The organism is Pantoea sp. Ap-967 (assembly GCF_011752565.1).
Lineage (GTDB): Bacteria > Pseudomonadota > Gammaproteobacteria > Pseudomonadales > Pseudomonadaceae > Aquipseudomonas.
The window spans coordinates 14,476-29,314 of sequence record NZ_VWXK01000008.1; the positions used below are offsets into that span (position 1 = coordinate 14,476).

Genomic DNA, 14,839 nt, shown 5'->3' on the forward strand with positions numbered 1-14,839 from the left:
AATCAGCCGCTGTGATAAAGTGGCTCGCTCGAACACGGCCCGCAGGCCGTCCATAAGATCGTTTTTCGTGAGTAGCCATGGTCGACAAACTGACGCACTTGAAACAGCTGGAGGCGGAAAGCATCCATATCATCCGCGAGGTGGCCGCCGAGTTCGATAACCCGGTGATGCTGTACTCGATCGGCAAGGATTCCGCCGTGATGCTGCACCTGGCGCGCAAGGCCTTTTTCCCGGGCAAGCTGCCGTTCCCGGTGATGCACGTCGACACCCAGTGGAAATTCCAGGAAATGTACCGCTTCCGCGACAAGATGGTCGAGGAAATGGGCCTGGAGCTGATCACCCACGTCAACCCCGAGGGTGTGGCGCAGGGCATCAACCCCTTCACCCATGGCAGCTCCAAGCACACCGACATCATGAAGACCCAGGGCCTGAAGCAGGCGCTGGACAAGCATGGTTTCGACGCGGCCTTCGGTGGCGCGCGCCGCGATGAAGAGAAGTCGCGGGCCAAGGAGCGCGTCTACTCGTTCCGTGACAGCAAGCACCGCTGGGACCCGAAGAACCAGCGCCCAGAGCTGTGGAACGTGTACAACGGCAAGGTCAACAAGGGCGAGTCGATTCGCGTGTTCCCGCTGTCGAACTGGACCGAGCTGGACATCTGGCAGTACATCTACCTCGAAGGCATCCCGATCGTGCCGCTGTATTTCGCCGCCGAGCGTGAAGTCATCGAGAAGAACGGCACCCTGATCATGATCGACGACGACCGCATCCTCGAGCACCTGTCCGAGGAAGAGAAGGCGCGTATCGTCAAGAAGAAGGTGCGTTTCCGTACCCTTGGCTGCTACCCATTGACGGGCGCTGTCGAGTCGGAAGCCGAAACGCTCACCGACATCATTCAGGAAATGCTCCTGACGCGCACTTCCGAGCGCCAGGGCCGGGTCATCGACCACGATGGCGCCGGTTCCATGGAAGACAAGAAACGTCAGGGCTACTTCTAATTTTCAGGGTTACTCCATGTCGCACCAATCCGATTTGATCAGCGAAGACATCCTCGCTTATCTGGCTCAGCACGAGCGTAAAGAACTGCTGCGTTTCCTCACCTGCGGTAACGTGGATGACGGCAAGAGCACCCTGATCGGGCGCCTGCTGCACGACTCGAAGATGATCTACGAGGACCACCTCGAGGCCATCACTCGCGATTCGAAGAAGGTCGGCACCACCGGCGAGGAAGTCGACCTGGCGCTGCTGGTCGACGGCCTGCAGGCCGAGCGCGAGCAGGGCATCACCATCGATGTCGCCTACCGCTACTTCTCTACCGCCAAGCGCAAGTTCATCATTGCCGACACTCCGGGCCACGAGCAGTACACCCGCAACATGGCCACCGGTGCGTCCACCTGCGACCTGGCGATCATCCTGGTCGATGCCCGCTATGGCGTGCAGACCCAGACCCGCCGCCACAGCTACATCGCCTCGCTCCTGGGCATCAAGCACATCGTGGTCGCGGTCAACAAGATGGACCTCAAAGGCTTCGATGAAGGCGTGTTCGAGTCGATCAAGGCCGATTACCTGAAGTTCGCCGACGCCATCGACCTCAAGCCAAGCAGCCTGCACTTCGTGCCGATGTCGGCGCTCAAGGGCGACAACGTGGTCAACCACAGCGAGCGCTCGCCGTGGTACGCAGGCCCGACCCTGATGGAAATTCTTGAGACCGTCGAAGTCTCGGCCGACCGCAACTTCACCGACCTGCGCTTCCCGGTGCAGTACGTCAACCGCCCGAACCTGAACTTCCGCGGCTTTGCCGGCACCATCGCCAGCGGCGTGGTGCACAAGGGTGACGAAGTGGTGGTGCTGCCGTCGGGTAAGAGCAGCCGGGTCAAGTCCATCGTCACCTACGAAGGTGAACTGGAAAACGCCGGCCCAGGCCAGGCCGTGACCTTGACCATGGAAGATGAGATCGACATCTCCCGTGGTGACCTGCTGGTGCATGCCGACAACGTACCGCCAGTGACCGACCAGTTCGACGCCATGCTGGTGTGGATGGCCGAGGAGCCGATGCTTCCGGGCAAGAAGTACGACATCAAGCGCGCCACCAGCTATGTGCCGGGCTCGATTGCCAGCATCACCCACAAGGTTGATGTGAACACCCTGGAGCAGGGCGCTGCCAGTGCCCTGCAACTGAACGAGATTGGCCGGGTCAAGGTTGCCCTGGACACCTCGATCGCCCTGGACGGTTACGACAGCAACCGCACCACTGGCGCGTTCATCGTCATCGACCGCCTGACCAACGGCACCGTCGGCGCCGGCATGATCATCGCGCCGCCAGTGCTGCCCCATGGCAGCACCGGCCAGCATGGCAAGCAGGCTCACGTGGCCACCGAAGAGCGCGCCCTGCGCTTCGGCCAGCAGCCGGCCACCGTGCTGTTCAGCGGCCTGTCCGGCGCTGGCAAGAGCACCTTGGCCTACGCCGTGGAGCGCAAGCTGTTCGACATGGGCCGTGCGGTGTATGTGCTCGATGGCCAGAACCTGCGCCACGACCTGAACAAGGGCCTGCCCCAGGACCGCGCCGGCCGCACCGAGAACTGGCGCCGCGCCGCCCATGTGGCGCGCCAGTTCAACGAAGCCGGCCTGCTGACCCTGGCGGCCTTCGTTGCCCCGGACGCCGAAGGCCGCGAGCAGGCCAAGGCGCTGATCGGCAAGGACCGCCTGGTGACCGTTTACGTACAGGCCTCGCCACTGGCCTGCCGCGAGCGCGACCCACAGGGCCTGTATGCCGCCGGTGGCGACAACATCCCGGGTGAGAGCTTCCCGTTCGATGTGCCGCTGGATGCTGACCTGGTGATCGATACCCAGAACACCAGCGTTGAGGAAGGCGTGAAACAGGTGCTGGATGTGCTGCGTCAGCGTGGCGCGATCTAAGCATTGCTGAAGATGAAAAACCCCGCTTCGGCGGGGTTTTTTGTACCTGTTGAATGACTGCCTGGTTTACGTTTAGACAAATTGACAAGTTGACAGGTATCGCAAGGCATCCTAGCCTATCCGCACAGGGGCTATTCAGGCCCTGAGGAGGCCCCATGAGTGTGATCACCCACGATGCCATGCATCCTGCGCTCGCGCATGTCGAGGCGGCCAAGGCAGCCTTGCGGGAGCGCTTCGAGGAGCATCTTGAACGAGCGTCAGCGGTTGTGGTGTTGAAGGCCGTGGCGCTCGCTGACGAAAAGGCATTTGCAGCCCTCGCCAAGGTGGAGGTCGAGGCCAAGCGCAGTATCGCAACGCGCAATCAAGAGGCTGTGGCCCGGATGAAGGCGCGGGCCTTCGAGCGGGTGGCCAGCCGTTGTGAACTGCTTGATGCCAAAGCGGCTTGCGAGATCCTGGGTATTACCAAGCAAGCATTGAGTCAGAAGGCCAAGGCTGGGAAGCTGCTGGCATACACCAACACAGGCAATCGCAGAAAGTTCTACCCATCGTTTCAATTTTCGGGAAACAAGCCAAGGCCGGTTATCGAGGCATTGATTTCATCGTTGGATGTCGATCCTGCTGATACCGAAGCGATGAATACGCTTGTTCAGCATCTGGTGGGCAGGATGGACTATTCCGACCCAGGCGAGCCGAGTAACGTTATGCCGCGTTTCGAAGTGCTGGATGACCCTGTGGCGTTGGAAATCATCACGCGTGATTACCGCAATGCGCTGATGGCGGGGCAGTGAAGGCGGGCTTCGTGGGAGGTCCGCCAGGTGCTCACTCCAGCACTACACCTAGGCTTTCCAAAAGCTCTATGGCTGTTTCGCCATTGGATAGCAACGCTTCCATTACCCGCTGGTGGCTAACTGCTTCGACTTGACGCTTCCGGCCCTCGAACAGGACAAGATTGCATCCGTCCAGCGAACCGGTCACGGTGTAGACTGCTGACTGGTAAAGAAGACCATCGACCTCGGCGATCGCCATGCACGCTTGGCTTAAGTTTTGGGTAAGTGCGTATCCCTCACGCCCCTGTCCCTTGGCTTGCACGATATCTCGCACTTTATGGTAAGTGGCTCTGTTTGCCAGCGCTGCCACGTCGACCACGTTCAGCACGCGTGCTGTCTTGAGCCGATGCAGAGACGTTTGCTGAAGTTGCCGAAGGCTGACGGACTGGTCGTCGACGCCTTGCCCAGGCTGGAAAGATTCGGCGATCGCAACTGCTTCGGTAAAACCCAGATAGTAGACCCCAACCTGCTTGGTGGGATCGGCATAGCGCGTATCGGAGTCAGCGCGATAGTGCACGGGGTTGGCATCGTAGCGAGAGGGCTGAACGCGGTGCAGTACTGTACCTCCGGCTAACTGACGCACCAGTTCCGGATAGCATTTCAGGGTTTCCAGTACTTGCCTGGCGATTGTGTTTTCGGGCTGCATTGCCGTCTTGCTCATGCGATACCTCCGATCAATCGCGGCGGTGTCGGCAGAGTGTGCGAATTGAATGACATAGATTACCTAGCCCTTCTTGCCCTCGACGGACTTGAAGTGCCGATCATAGTCACTTCGCCGTTCGCACCCTTGTTTGTAGGGGTCCATGTCGCAGGCAAATTTCAGGTCCTGCTGGCTGGGCAACAGAAAGAAATCGCCATTGGTACAACCCGAGAGAAGCAACAGCAGCATCCATACCGGCGTTTTCATTGCGCGTCCTTGAACAGGGGAAGGCCCTTTGATTTTCGCCAGGCAATGATACGTGCGATCACACCCATGGCGCAGCCCTCCAGTTCATTGGCTGGGTAATAGAGCAGGTCCGAGCCACCCGGGTGCTCGGTGATGTCGATGAAGTGCTCAAGCAGCCGATCCTGCCAGGCCGAGGTACCAGAGGCCTGGAGCAGTTCCTCGATCACCACCTTGAACTCGGCGCAGGTGTAATCGGCAAGGCTGTACTTTTGACTGATCACCACTGCACCTCCGACGACAGCGCGTACTGCAGGGCGCTCATGATTCGCAGGTTTTCAGCGCTGTACATCGCACCGCCGAAGGCGGGTGGGTCCAGGTGGCAGACCTGATAGTTGCGCACGCCTTTGGCGGTTTCACCGAACGGCGCGCGGGGTGGCCAGCCTTGCTTGAGGCGGTTGAGTTGCGAGGTGACGAATTGCTTGGAGTAGACCGGGTCCTCGGCGAGGGCCATCCAGAAGGACTGGGAGAAATCGTCGAAACTGGCGAAGGTTTGCTCTGCCAGCTTGGTTGCGATGTGCTCTGGGAGGTGCATGGCCATGACCGCGGTTCTCTCTTGAAGTGATGCATGGATCATGGCTTTGCTGGTTTGGGATGGGAATATTCACCGTGCTGCATTTGGCGTAAGGTTTTTTTGATGACATTGTAGGAATGTTCCTTCAGCTGAAAGCACTCCGCCAAACTCAAGGCCGCAGGATCGATGATGTCGGGCATTTATTATTGTTGTTTATCGCGATGTTTTAATCAGTAAAGGTATCCTCACTGCATCGGATAGTTCGATTCAAATATGCGTTTCAGACACAGGAATCACCCGTTTTTCCTTAACCGCCTTGTAGGAAAAACTTGAGTAGATCTCTTTCACCCCCGGCAGCCGCTGCAGCACTTCGCGGGTAAATTCCCCAAACGATTCCAGGTCCCGTGCCAGTATCTCCAACAGAAAGTCATACCGCCCGGAGATGTTATGGCACGCCACGATTTCGGGAATTTCCATCAGCCTGCGCTCGAACGCCAGGGCCATGTCCTTGGTATGTGAGTCCATCATGATGCTGACGAACGCCGTCACCCCAAACCCCAGCGCTTTGGGCGACAGGATGGCCTGGTAGCCGGTGATGTAGCCGTTGTCTTCCAGCAGCTTGACCCGCCGCCAGCAGGGCGAGGTGGTCAGCGCGACCTGGTCGGCCAGTTCCGATACGGTCAGGCGGGCATTGTTCTGCAGGGCTGCGAGCAGGGCGCGGTCGGTGCGGTCGAGGCTTGAAGGCATGCTTTGCCCTCCTGGGGCGGTTTTTATTGTGTTCTTTCCAAGGCAAGCCAGAAACCGTGGGCAAGTTTGGAAAAATTCTGCTGGCCTGGTGGCATAAGCTTAGAACAAACCACCAGAGGCTGTTGCCATGCGCGACTCCCATAACAACACCGGTTTTTCCACCCGCGCCATTCACCACGGCTACGACCCGCTTTCCCATGGCGGCGCCCTGGTGCCACCTGTGTATCAAACCGCAACCTATGCCTTCCCAACCGCCGAGTACGGCGCTGCCTGCTTTGCCGGGGAGGAGGGTGGGCACTTCTATAGCCGCATTTCCAACCCGACCCTGGCGTTGCTGGAGCAGCGCATGGCGTCGCTGGAGGGTGGCGAGGCGGGCTTGGCGCTGGCCTCGGGCATGGGGGCCATAACCTCGACCTTGTGGACCCTGCTGCGCCCGGGTGATGAATTGATTGTCGGGCGGACGGTGTATGGCTGCACCTTTGCCTACATGCACCACGGCATCGGGGAATTCGGGGTCAAGGTGCGGCATGTGGACCTCAACGATGCCGAGGCGCTGAAAGCTGCGATCACCCCAAAAACCCGGATGATCTACTTCGAAACACCGGCGAACCCGAACATGCAGTTGGTGGATATCGCGGCGGTTGCTCAGGCCGCGCGGGGGCACGACCTGCATATTGTCGTCGACAACACCTACTGCACGCCGTACCTGCAACGGCCACTGGAACTGGGGGCTGACTTGGTGGTGCACTCAGCCACCAAGTACCTCAACGGCCATGGTGACATCACCGCAGGCCTGGTGGTCGGGCGCAAGGCGCTGATCGACCGGATTCGCCTGGAGGGGCTCAAGGACATGACCGGCGCGGTGCTCTCGCCCCACGATGCGTCGCTGTTGATGCGCGGGATCAAGACCCTGGCCCTGCGCATGGACCGCCATTGTGCTAATGCCCAGCAGGTGGCCGAGTTTCTGGCCGGGCAGCCACAGGTGGAGCTGATTCATTACCCGGGGCTGGCATCGTTTGCCCAGCACGCGCTGGCGCAGCGGCAGATGCGCCTACCGGGCGGGATGATCGCTTTCGAGCTCAAGGGCGGGATCGAGGCGGGGAGGCGCTTCATGAACGCGCTGCAGCTATTTGCCCGTGCCGTAAGCCTGGGCGATGCCGAGTCGTTGGCGCAGCACCCGGCGAGCATGACCCATTCCAGCTATACGCCTGAACAACGGGCGCATCACGGGATATCCGAGGGGTTGGTGCGGTTGTCGGTGGGGTTGGAGGATGTGGAGGATTTGTTGGCGGATGTGGCGCAGGCGTTGGCGGCTTGCCTGTAGGAGCGGGCTTGCCCCGCGAAGCAGGCGACGCGGTGGCTGGCACCGGCTGCGCCGGTGTTTGCGGGGCAAGCCCGCTCCTACAAGGGGCGAGGATCGTGCGCAAGAAAAAGGCCTCTTTCGAGGCCTTGTTCATTTCAGCGAATCAGCGCTTGAGCCCGTAGCTCTCGTCGAGCATGCCCGGCGAGTTCGGCGCTTTTGGCGCGTAGTCACGGGGTACTTCGGCGGTGTCCTTCGGCGGGGTCAGGCGATCACGCGGGCCCTGGGTGCCTTCGGAATGCAGCGCGGCCAGCAGGCGCTGGCGGGTCAGGTCGTCGAGCGCCAGGTGGTTGGCGCCGTCGGCCAGGTGGTCCTGCACGTCCTGGTAGCTCTGGGTCAGCTTCTTGACCAGTACCGCGGTGCTGTTGAAGTGGGTAACCACCTGGTTCTGGTAGTTGTCGAAGCGCTGCTGGATGTCATCCAGCTGACGCTGGGTGCTGCTGGGCGCCGCGTTGGGCAACAGGCGGGCCACGATGAAACCGACCGCCACACCGATGACCAGGGCCAGGGTTGGCAACAACCAAACAAGGAGCGAGAGTTCCACGAGTCCTTCCTCTATAAACGGCTTTGCTTTACGTTAACGGCTCAGACCTGCGCTGTATACCGCGAGCGATCGCAAATCAGAACAGAATTCCTCACCTAGACGAATCGACCCCCTTCGAGGTCACGGAGTAGTGCCTTGCTTGTCCGCGAAACCCCCTTGTTCATCGACGGCCCGATGGGCCAGCTGGAAGCCTTGTACCTGGACGTGGCCGATGCCCGCGGTGCGGTGCTGATCTGCCACCCCAACCCGGTCCAGGGCGGCACCATGCTCAACAAGGTGGTTTCGACCCTGCAGCGCACCGCCCGCGATGCCGGCTACGTGACCTTGCGCTTCAACTACCGCGGCGTCGGCGCCAGCGCCGGCAGCCATGACATGGGCGCCGGCGAGGTGGCCGATGCCGAGGCTGCCGCGGCCTGGCTGCGCGACAAGCACCCGCAGTTGCCGCTGGTGCTGATGGGCTTCTCGTTCGGCGGCTTCGTCGCGACCAGCCTGGCCGGGCGCCTGGAAGCGCAAGGCGCGCAGTTGCAGCAGCTGTTCATGATCGCCCCAGCGGTGATGCGCCTTGGCGCCGAATTCCCGTTGCCGCAGCAATGCCCGATCACCGTGGTGCAGCCCGACGCCGACGAAGTCGTCGACCCACAGCTGGTTTACCAATGGTCTGAAACACTGGGCCGCCCCCATGAGCTGCTGAAAGTGGCAGAATGCGGACACTTCTTCCATGGCAAGCTGACCGATCTGAAGGATCTGCTGCTGCCGCGCCTTTCGAACTGAGCCAAGCCTGAATAAGCGAACACCCATGACCACGCGCATCCTCACCGGTATCACCACCACCGGCACCCCGCACCTGGGCAACTACGCCGGCGCCATTCGCCCGGCGATCGTCGCCAGCCAGCAGCCCGGTGCCGACTCGTTCTACTTCCTGGCCGACTACCACGCCCTGATCAAGTGCGACGACCCGCTGCGCATCCAGCGTTCGCGCCTGGAAATCGCCGCCACCTGGCTGGCTGGCGGCCTGGACCCGGCGAAGGTGACCTTCTACCGCCAGTCCGACATCCCTGAGATTCCTGAGCTGACCTGGCTGCTGACCTGCGTGGCGGCCAAGGGCCTGCTCAACCGCGCGCACGCCTACAAGGCCTCGGTGGACAAGAACCTGGAAACCGGTGAAGACCCGGATGCCGGCGTGACCATGGGTCTGTACAGCTACCCGGTGCTGATGGCTGCCGACATCCTGATGTTCAACGCCAACAAGGTGCCGGTTGGCCGTGACCAGATCCAGCACGTGGAAATGGCGCGGGACATCGGCCAGCGTTTCAACCACCTGTTCGGCCAAGGCAACGACTTCTTCGCCCTGCCGGAGGCGGTGATCGAGGAAAGCGTGGCGACCCTGCCGGGCCTGGACGGGCGCAAGATGTCCAAGAGCTACGACAACACCATTCCGCTGTTCACCAGCGCCAAGGACATGAAAGACGCCATTTCGCGCATCGTCACCGACTCGCGCGCACCCGGCGAAGCCAAAGACCCGGACAACGCCCACCTGTTCACCCTGTTCCAGGCCTTCTCGACGCCGGCGCAATGCGCCGAGTTCCGCGAAGAGCTGCTGCAGGGCCTGGGCTGGGGTGAAGCCAAGCAGCGCCTGTTCCAGCTGCTGGACGGCCAGCTGGCGGAAAAACGCGAGCACTATCACCAACTGATCTCGCGCCCGGCCGACCTGGAAGACATTCTTCTGGCCGGCGCCGCCAAGGCCCGCAAGATTGCCACCCCGTTCCTTGAGCAGCTGCGCGAGGCCGTTGGCCTGCGTTCGTTCCGCAGCAGCGTGCAGGCCACCACCGAAGTGAAGAAAAAAGCCGCCAAGAGCGCGCGTTTCGTCAGCTTCCGCGACGAGGACGGCAGCTTCCGCTTCCGCCTGCTGGCCGCCGATGGCGAGCAGTTGCTGCTGTCGCGCAGCTTTGCCGATGGCAAAAGCGCCGGCGCTGTAAGCAAGCAGCTGCAGCAGGGCGTAGACGCCGATGTGCGCGTCGAAGGCCTGGGCTTCAGCCTGTGGCTGAACGACGAGCAAGTGGCCGAAGGCCCGCAGTTCGACAGCGCCGAAGCCCGTGATTCGGCCATCCAGAGCCTGCGCGAAGCCCTGGCACCCCAGCAGGACTGAAGGCCAAAATCTCCAGGCCGGCACCACCCCGGTAGGAGCGAGCGTAGCTCGCGATGGGGCGCGCAGCGGCCCTTGGGTTTCAGCATTGCGGCCCATAACAGCGGGGCTGCTTTGCAGCCCATCGCGAGCTGCGCTCGCTCCTACAGGTGCAGCGTGTGCGCTGGCAAAGCCGGCGCCATACAGCGCAAAACGGCCTTGAATGAGGCATATTGACGCAAGTCGCATTGCCATTAAGCGGGCCTGTCGCTACAGTGACGGCCCGTTTTTTGTTGCCTCGCTAACGAAATCATGACGCCCCTAGAACGATATCAAGCAGATCTGAAACGTCCCGACTTCTTCCATGACGCGGCGCAGGAAACGGCGGTGCGTCACTTGCAGCGCCTGTACGACGACCTCGTGCACGCGCAGAACAACAAGCCGGGCGTGTTCGGCAAGCTGTTCGGCAAGAAGGAGCAGACGCCGGTCAAGGGCCTGTACTTCTGGGGTGGAGTAGGGCGAGGCAAGACCTACCTGGTCGATACCTTCTACGAGGCGCTGCCGTTCAAGCAGAAGATGCGCACGCACTTCCACCGCTTCATGAAGCGTGTGCACGAGGAGATGAAAACCCTCAAGGGCGAGAAGAACCCGTTGACCATCATCGCCAAGCGCTTCAGCGAAGAAGCCAAGGTGATCTGCTTCGACGAATTCTTCGTTTCCGACATCACCGATGCCATGATCCTCGGCACCCTGATGGAAGAGCTGTTCAAGAACGGTGTGTCGCTGGTGGCTACCTCCAACATCGTTCCCGACGGCCTGTACAAGGACGGCCTGCAGCGCGCACGCTTCCTGCCGGCCATCGCCATGATCAAGCAGTACACCGACGTGGTGAACGTCGACAGTGGTGTGGACTACCGCCTGCGCCACCTGGAACAGGCCGAACTGTTCCACCACCCGCTCAACGATGCCGCGCACCAGAGCATGCGCGCCAGCTTCAAGGCGCTGACGCCCGAATGCACCCAGGCGGTCGAGAACGACACGCTGATGATCGAGAACCGGCCGATCCAGGCCCTGCGCACCTGCGACGACGTCGCCTGGTTCGACTTCCGCGCCCTGTGCGATGGGCCGCGCAGCCAGAACGACTACATCGAGCTGGGCAAGATTTTCCACGCCGTGCTGCTGAGCAACGTCGAGCAGATGGGCGTTGCCACCGACGACATCGCCCGCCGCTTCATCAACATGGTGGACGAGTTCTACGACCGCAACGTCAAGCTGATCATCTCGGCTGAGGTGGAGCTCAAGGACCTGTACACCGGCGGGCGCCTGAGCTTCGAGTTCCAGCGCACCCTGAGCCGGTTGCTGGAAATGCAGTCCCACGAATTCCTGTCGCGGGCGCACAAGCCGTAGGGATTTCAGGGCCGCTTTGCGGCCCTTTCGCTGTGTGGGCCCTCAGGCCTCCTGCATGAACTGCTGCCGATACTGGTTCGGCGACAATTCCGTGTGCTGGCGGAACAACCGGGCAAAGAAACTGGCATCGTCATAGCCCACCTCGTAGCTGATGGTCTTGATGCTCTTGCGCGTGCTCGACAGCAGCCCCTTGGCCGTCTCGATACGTAGCCGCTGCAGATAGTGCAACGGCTTGTCGCCGGTCGCGCCCTGGAACCTGCGCATGAAGTTGCGGATGCTCATGCCGTGGTTGCGGGCCACGTCCTCGAAGCGGAACTTGTCGGCGAAGTGCTCCTCCAGCCAGTGTTGGATCTGCAGGATGATCAGGTCCTGGTGCAGCTTCTGGCCGCCGAAGCCCATGCGCCCCGGGGTGTAGTTGCGCTGCACTTCGTAGAGGATGTCGCGGGCCACGGCGCGGGCCACGTTGGCCCCGCAGAAACGCTCGATCAGGTAGATGTACAGGTCGCAGGCCGAGGTGGTGCCGCCGGCGCAGTACAGGTTGTCGGCGTCGGTCAGGTGCTTGTCCTGGTTCAGGCGCACCTTCGGGAAGCGCTCGGCGAAGCTGTCGAAGAAGCGCCAGTAGGTGGTCGCTTCCTTGCCGTCGAGCAGGCCTGATTCGGCCAGCCAGAACACCCCGCTGGCCTCGGCGCACAGCACCGCGCCACGGGCATGCTGGGCGCGCAGCCAGGGCAGCACCTGGGGGTAGCGTTGCTGGAGGTTGTCGAAATCGTCCCAGAAGGCCGGGAGGATGATGATGTCGGCATCGTCGAGGGCGCCCTCGACCGGCAGCTGCACATTGCTGAAGCTGTCCACCGGCTTGCCGTCGGGGCTAACCAGGCGGATCTCGAACATTGGCTGCAAGCCAAGGCCCAGTTGCTTGCTGTAACGCAGGCTGGCGAGGTGGAAGAAGTCCTTGGCCTGCATCAAGGTCGAAGCAAAGACCTTGTCAATGGCCAGGATGCTGACGCGCCGCAGCGACGCGGAGGGTTGGGTAAACATCATTGTCATTGTTCTTATAGGGTAGAGTGGTCAATCACCGGCTGGATCGTCTTATTTTTTGGCGATTGTGTCTACCCCGCAGCACCGGGTCGCATTGTTCGCCGGCAAGCCCGCTCCCACAGGCAGTGAGATCCCTGTAGGAGCGGGCTTGCCCCGCGAAGCCGGCGACGCCGCACCTAGCTCAAGGCGCCGGGTTCGGCTGCTCCTGGTGCAGCGCCTCGATGGCCGCCAGCAGCTCGTCGCTGAGGTTCAGCTGCAAGCTGTCGAGGTTGCTCTGCAGCTGCGCAGTATCGGTGGCGCCAATGATGTTGCTGGTCACGAACGGCTGGCGTGTGACAAAGGCCAGGGCCATCTGCGCCGGGTCCAGGCCGTGTTCCCGCGCCAGCTGCACATACCGGCTACAGGCGGCCACGGTCTGTGGGTTGGAATAGCGGGCGAAGCGGCTGAACAGGGTCAGGCGGCCTTTCTCCGGGCGGGCGCCGTTCTCGTACTTGCCCGAAAGCATGCCGAACGCCAGCGGGGAATAGGCCAGCAGGCCGCACTGCTCGCGAATCGCCACTTCCGCCAGGCCCACCTCGAAGCTGCGGTTGAGCAGGTTGTAGGGGTTCTGGATCGACACCGCACGCGGCCAGCCACGGGCCTCGGCCAGTTGCAGGAACTTCATGGTGCCCCACGGCGTTTCATTGGACAGCCCCACATGGCGGATCTTGCCGGCGCGAACCTGCTCGTCAAGCACCTCAAGGGTTTCTTCCAGCGGCGTGAACAGGTCGCTGGCCTGGTGCTGGTAGCCCAGTTTGCCGAAGAAGTTGGTGCTGCGCTCTGGCCAGTGCAACTGGTACAGGTCGATACGGTCGGTCTGCAGGCGCTTGAGGCTTTCGTCCAGCGCCGCCACGATGTGCTGGCGGTTGTGCCGTAGCTGGCCGTCGCGGATGTGGCTGATGCCGTTGCCGGGGCCGGCCACCTTGCTGGCCAGTACCCAGTCGTCGCGGTCACCGTTGGCGCGGAACCAGTTGCCGATGATGCGCTCGGTGGCTGCGTAGGTTTCCGGGCGCGGTGGCACGGGGTACATTTCGGCGGTGTCGATGAAGTTGACGCCGCGGGCCTTGGCCAGGGCAATCTGCGCGAAGGCTTCGTCCTGGGTGTTCTGCTCACCCCAGGTCATGGTGCCCAGGCACAGGGCGCTGACGTCGAGATCGGTACGGCCGAGCTTGCGGTATTCCATCGAAAAGACACTCCTTGGCAAAGACGCCCATAAAAGCAGGTTGAAATTTTTCGCGCAATCTGGATAATTCGGCACCTCTCCGTGTGGCGGAAGTGATGCACCACCACTCAGGAAGAACCCCGTCGAACATTGGCGTGCCCGACCCGAGCCCCCAAAAGCGTCAGCGTTCGGCTGCGCGTTTGCCCTTGGCAAGCTGTGCACTATCCAGTAAGATTCGCCGTCTATTTTTCGCTGGGCGGCCTCTGAGGCTTTAGAGAATGAAAACTTTTACTGCTAAACCGGAAACAGTAAAGCGCGAGTGGTTCGTAGTCGACGCCGCTGGCCAGACCCTGGGTCGTCTGGCTACCGAAATCGCTACCCGTCTGCGTGGCAAGCACAAACCAGAATACACCCCTCACGTTGACACCGGCGACTACATCGTCGTCATCAACGCCGAGCAGGTTCGTGTAACTGGCGCCAAGTCTTCCGACAAAATGTACTACTCCCACTCCGGTTTCCCAGGCGGCATCAAGGAAATCAACTTCGAGAAGTTGATCGCCAAGGCCCCTGAGCGTGTTATCGAAACCGCGGTCAAAGGCATGCTGCCTAAGAACCCGCTGGGTCGCGACATGTACCGTAAGCTGAAAGTGTACGCGGGTGCTGCTCACCCACACACTGCTCAGCAGCCTCAAGAACTGAAGATCTAACGGGAAAGTTCATTATGTCGGCGACTCAAAATTACGGCACTGGCCGTCGCAAGACCGCAACCGCTCGCGTTTTCCTGCGTCCGGGTACTGGTAACATTTCCATCAACAACCGTTCTCTGGACGTGTTCTTCGGTCGCGAAACCGCTCGCATGGTTGTTCGCCAGCCGCTCGAGCTGACCGAAACCGTTGAGAAGTTCGACATCTACGTCACCGTTTCCGGTGGCGGTGTCAGCGGTCAGGCCGGTGCGATCCGTCACGGTATCACCCGCGCTCTGATGGAATACGACGAAACCCTGCGTGGCGCTCTGCGTCGTGCTGGCTACGTCACCCGCGACGCTCGTGAAGTCGAGCGTAAGAAAGTGGGTCTGCGTAAAGCGCGTAAGCGTCCTCAGTACTCCAAGCGTTAATACCGCTTCGGCAGTCGAAAAAAGCCCGGTTCCTTGGAACCGGGCTTTTTTTATGGCTTGAACTAACCTGTCAGCATGTCCGTGGCGGCATGGCACATAGACGCAGATC

The 14,839-nt window shown here is 61.3% G+C and carries 18 protein-coding genes; 9 read left to right on the top strand and 9 right to left on the bottom strand.

Annotated features, from left to right (window positions below):
- Positions 1-77 precede the first annotated feature (77 nt).
- The 3 genes from cysD (at position 78) to F3J45_RS10510 (ending at position 3,701) form a co-directional block, all read left to right on the top strand.
- Positions 78-995, top strand: coding sequence for a sulfate adenylyltransferase subunit CysD (gene cysD / locus F3J45_RS10500; RefSeq protein ID WP_054884652.1), 918 nt, complete (start codon positions 78-80; stop codon positions 993-995).
- 16 nt (positions 996-1,011) lie between these two features.
- Positions 1,012-2,913, top strand: a complete 1,902-nt coding sequence (gene cysN / locus F3J45_RS10505; protein WP_167061339.1) for a sulfate adenylyltransferase subunit CysN — start codon at positions 1,012-1,014, stop codon at positions 2,911-2,913.
- 155 nt (positions 2,914-3,068) lie between these two features.
- A complete protein-coding gene (locus F3J45_RS10510) occupies positions 3,069-3,701 on the top strand; it encodes a hypothetical protein (RefSeq protein ID WP_205300472.1) in 633 nt (210 codons plus the stop codon).
- Between the two features lie 31 nt (positions 3,702-3,732).
- Here F3J45_RS10510 and F3J45_RS10515 read toward each other — a convergent pair whose 3' ends face one another.
- The 6 genes from F3J45_RS10515 to F3J45_RS10540 form a co-directional block, all read right to left on the bottom strand.
- Positions 3,733-4,401: an RES family NAD+ phosphorylase gene (locus F3J45_RS10515; protein WP_205300473.1), complete on the bottom strand. Its 669-nt coding sequence runs from the start codon at positions 4,399-4,401 to the stop codon at positions 3,733-3,735.
- Positions 4,402-4,464: 63 nt separating this feature from the next.
- The gene (locus F3J45_RS10520; RefSeq protein WP_167061341.1) at positions 4,465-4,647 is read right to left on the bottom strand and encodes a hypothetical protein; all 183 of its coding nucleotides are present in this window, start codon (positions 4,645-4,647) and stop codon (positions 4,465-4,467) included.
- Complete coding sequence (locus F3J45_RS10525; RefSeq protein ID WP_205299717.1) at positions 4,644-4,907, bottom strand: bacteriocin immunity protein; 264 nt, start codon at positions 4,905-4,907, stop codon at positions 4,644-4,646. The genes F3J45_RS10520 and F3J45_RS10525 overlap by 4 nt, the downstream gene beginning before the upstream one ends.
- The gene (locus F3J45_RS10530; protein ID WP_370526365.1) at positions 4,904-5,260 is read right to left on the bottom strand and encodes a hypothetical protein; all 357 of its coding nucleotides are present in this window, start codon (positions 5,258-5,260) and stop codon (positions 4,904-4,906) included. The genes F3J45_RS10525 and F3J45_RS10530 overlap by 4 nt, the downstream gene beginning before the upstream one ends.
- Complete coding sequence (locus F3J45_RS10535) at positions 5,257-5,397, bottom strand: hypothetical protein (RefSeq protein WP_167061350.1); 141 nt, start codon at positions 5,395-5,397, stop codon at positions 5,257-5,259. The genes F3J45_RS10530 and F3J45_RS10535 overlap by 4 nt, the downstream gene beginning before the upstream one ends.
- 67 nt (positions 5,398-5,464) lie before the next feature.
- Positions 5,465-5,944 carry an Lrp/AsnC family transcriptional regulator gene (locus tag F3J45_RS10540; RefSeq protein WP_167061353.1) on the bottom strand — a complete coding sequence of 160 codons (480 nt, stop codon included), beginning with the start codon at positions 5,942-5,944 and terminating at the stop codon, positions 5,465-5,467.
- Positions 5,945-6,071: 127 nt separating this feature from the next.
- On the opposite strand from F3J45_RS10540, the gene F3J45_RS10545 reads away from it, so the two are divergent.
- Positions 6,072-7,268, top strand: coding sequence for a methionine gamma-lyase (locus F3J45_RS10545; protein ID WP_167061356.1), 1,197 nt, complete (start codon positions 6,072-6,074; stop codon positions 7,266-7,268).
- 142 nt (positions 7,269-7,410) lie between these two features.
- Here the strand turns inward: F3J45_RS10545 and F3J45_RS10550 are convergent, their stop codons facing one another.
- Positions 7,411-7,848 (bottom strand): ZapG family protein, encoded by a 438-nt coding sequence (locus F3J45_RS10550; RefSeq protein ID WP_167061359.1) that lies wholly within the window; start codon positions 7,846-7,848, stop codon positions 7,411-7,413.
- Positions 7,849-7,983: 135 nt separating this feature from the next.
- Here F3J45_RS10550 and F3J45_RS10555 point away from each other — a divergent pair, with 135 nt between their 5' ends.
- From F3J45_RS10555 to zapE, 3 genes are all read left to right on the top strand, one after another.
- On the top strand, positions 7,984-8,619 hold the full coding sequence (locus tag F3J45_RS10555) for an alpha/beta hydrolase (RefSeq protein WP_167061362.1): 636 nt from the start codon (positions 7,984-7,986) through the stop codon (positions 8,617-8,619).
- A gap of 25 nt (positions 8,620-8,644) precedes the next feature.
- A complete protein-coding gene (locus tag F3J45_RS10560; RefSeq protein ID WP_167061365.1) occupies positions 8,645-9,994 on the top strand; it encodes a tryptophan--tRNA ligase in 1,350 nt (449 codons plus the stop codon).
- Positions 9,995-10,282: 288 nt separating this feature from the next.
- The gene (zapE, locus tag F3J45_RS10565) at positions 10,283-11,377 is read left to right on the top strand and encodes a cell division protein ZapE (RefSeq protein ID WP_167061367.1); all 1,095 of its coding nucleotides are present in this window, start codon (positions 10,283-10,285) and stop codon (positions 11,375-11,377) included.
- A gap of 42 nt (positions 11,378-11,419) precedes the next feature.
- Here zapE and F3J45_RS10570 read toward each other — a convergent pair whose 3' ends face one another.
- Together F3J45_RS10570 and F3J45_RS10575 are read right to left on the bottom strand one after the other, a co-directional pair.
- Positions 11,420-12,415: a GlxA family transcriptional regulator gene (locus tag F3J45_RS10570; protein ID WP_167061955.1), complete on the bottom strand. Its 996-nt coding sequence runs from the start codon at positions 12,413-12,415 to the stop codon at positions 11,420-11,422.
- A 181-nt stretch (positions 12,416-12,596) separates the two neighbouring features.
- Positions 12,597-13,637: an NADP(H)-dependent aldo-keto reductase gene (locus tag F3J45_RS10575; protein WP_167061370.1), complete on the bottom strand. Its 1,041-nt coding sequence runs from the start codon at positions 13,635-13,637 to the stop codon at positions 12,597-12,599.
- A 257-nt stretch (positions 13,638-13,894) separates the two neighbouring features.
- On the opposite strand from F3J45_RS10575, the gene rplM reads away from it, so the two are divergent.
- A complete protein-coding gene (gene rplM / locus F3J45_RS10580) occupies positions 13,895-14,323 on the top strand; it encodes a 50S ribosomal protein L13 (protein WP_003251819.1) in 429 nt (142 codons plus the stop codon).
- A 14-nt stretch (positions 14,324-14,337) separates the two neighbouring features.
- Positions 14,338-14,730, top strand: a complete 393-nt coding sequence (gene rpsI, locus F3J45_RS10585; RefSeq protein WP_003260797.1) for a 30S ribosomal protein S9 — start codon at positions 14,338-14,340, stop codon at positions 14,728-14,730.
- Positions 14,731-14,839 lie beyond the last annotated feature (109 nt).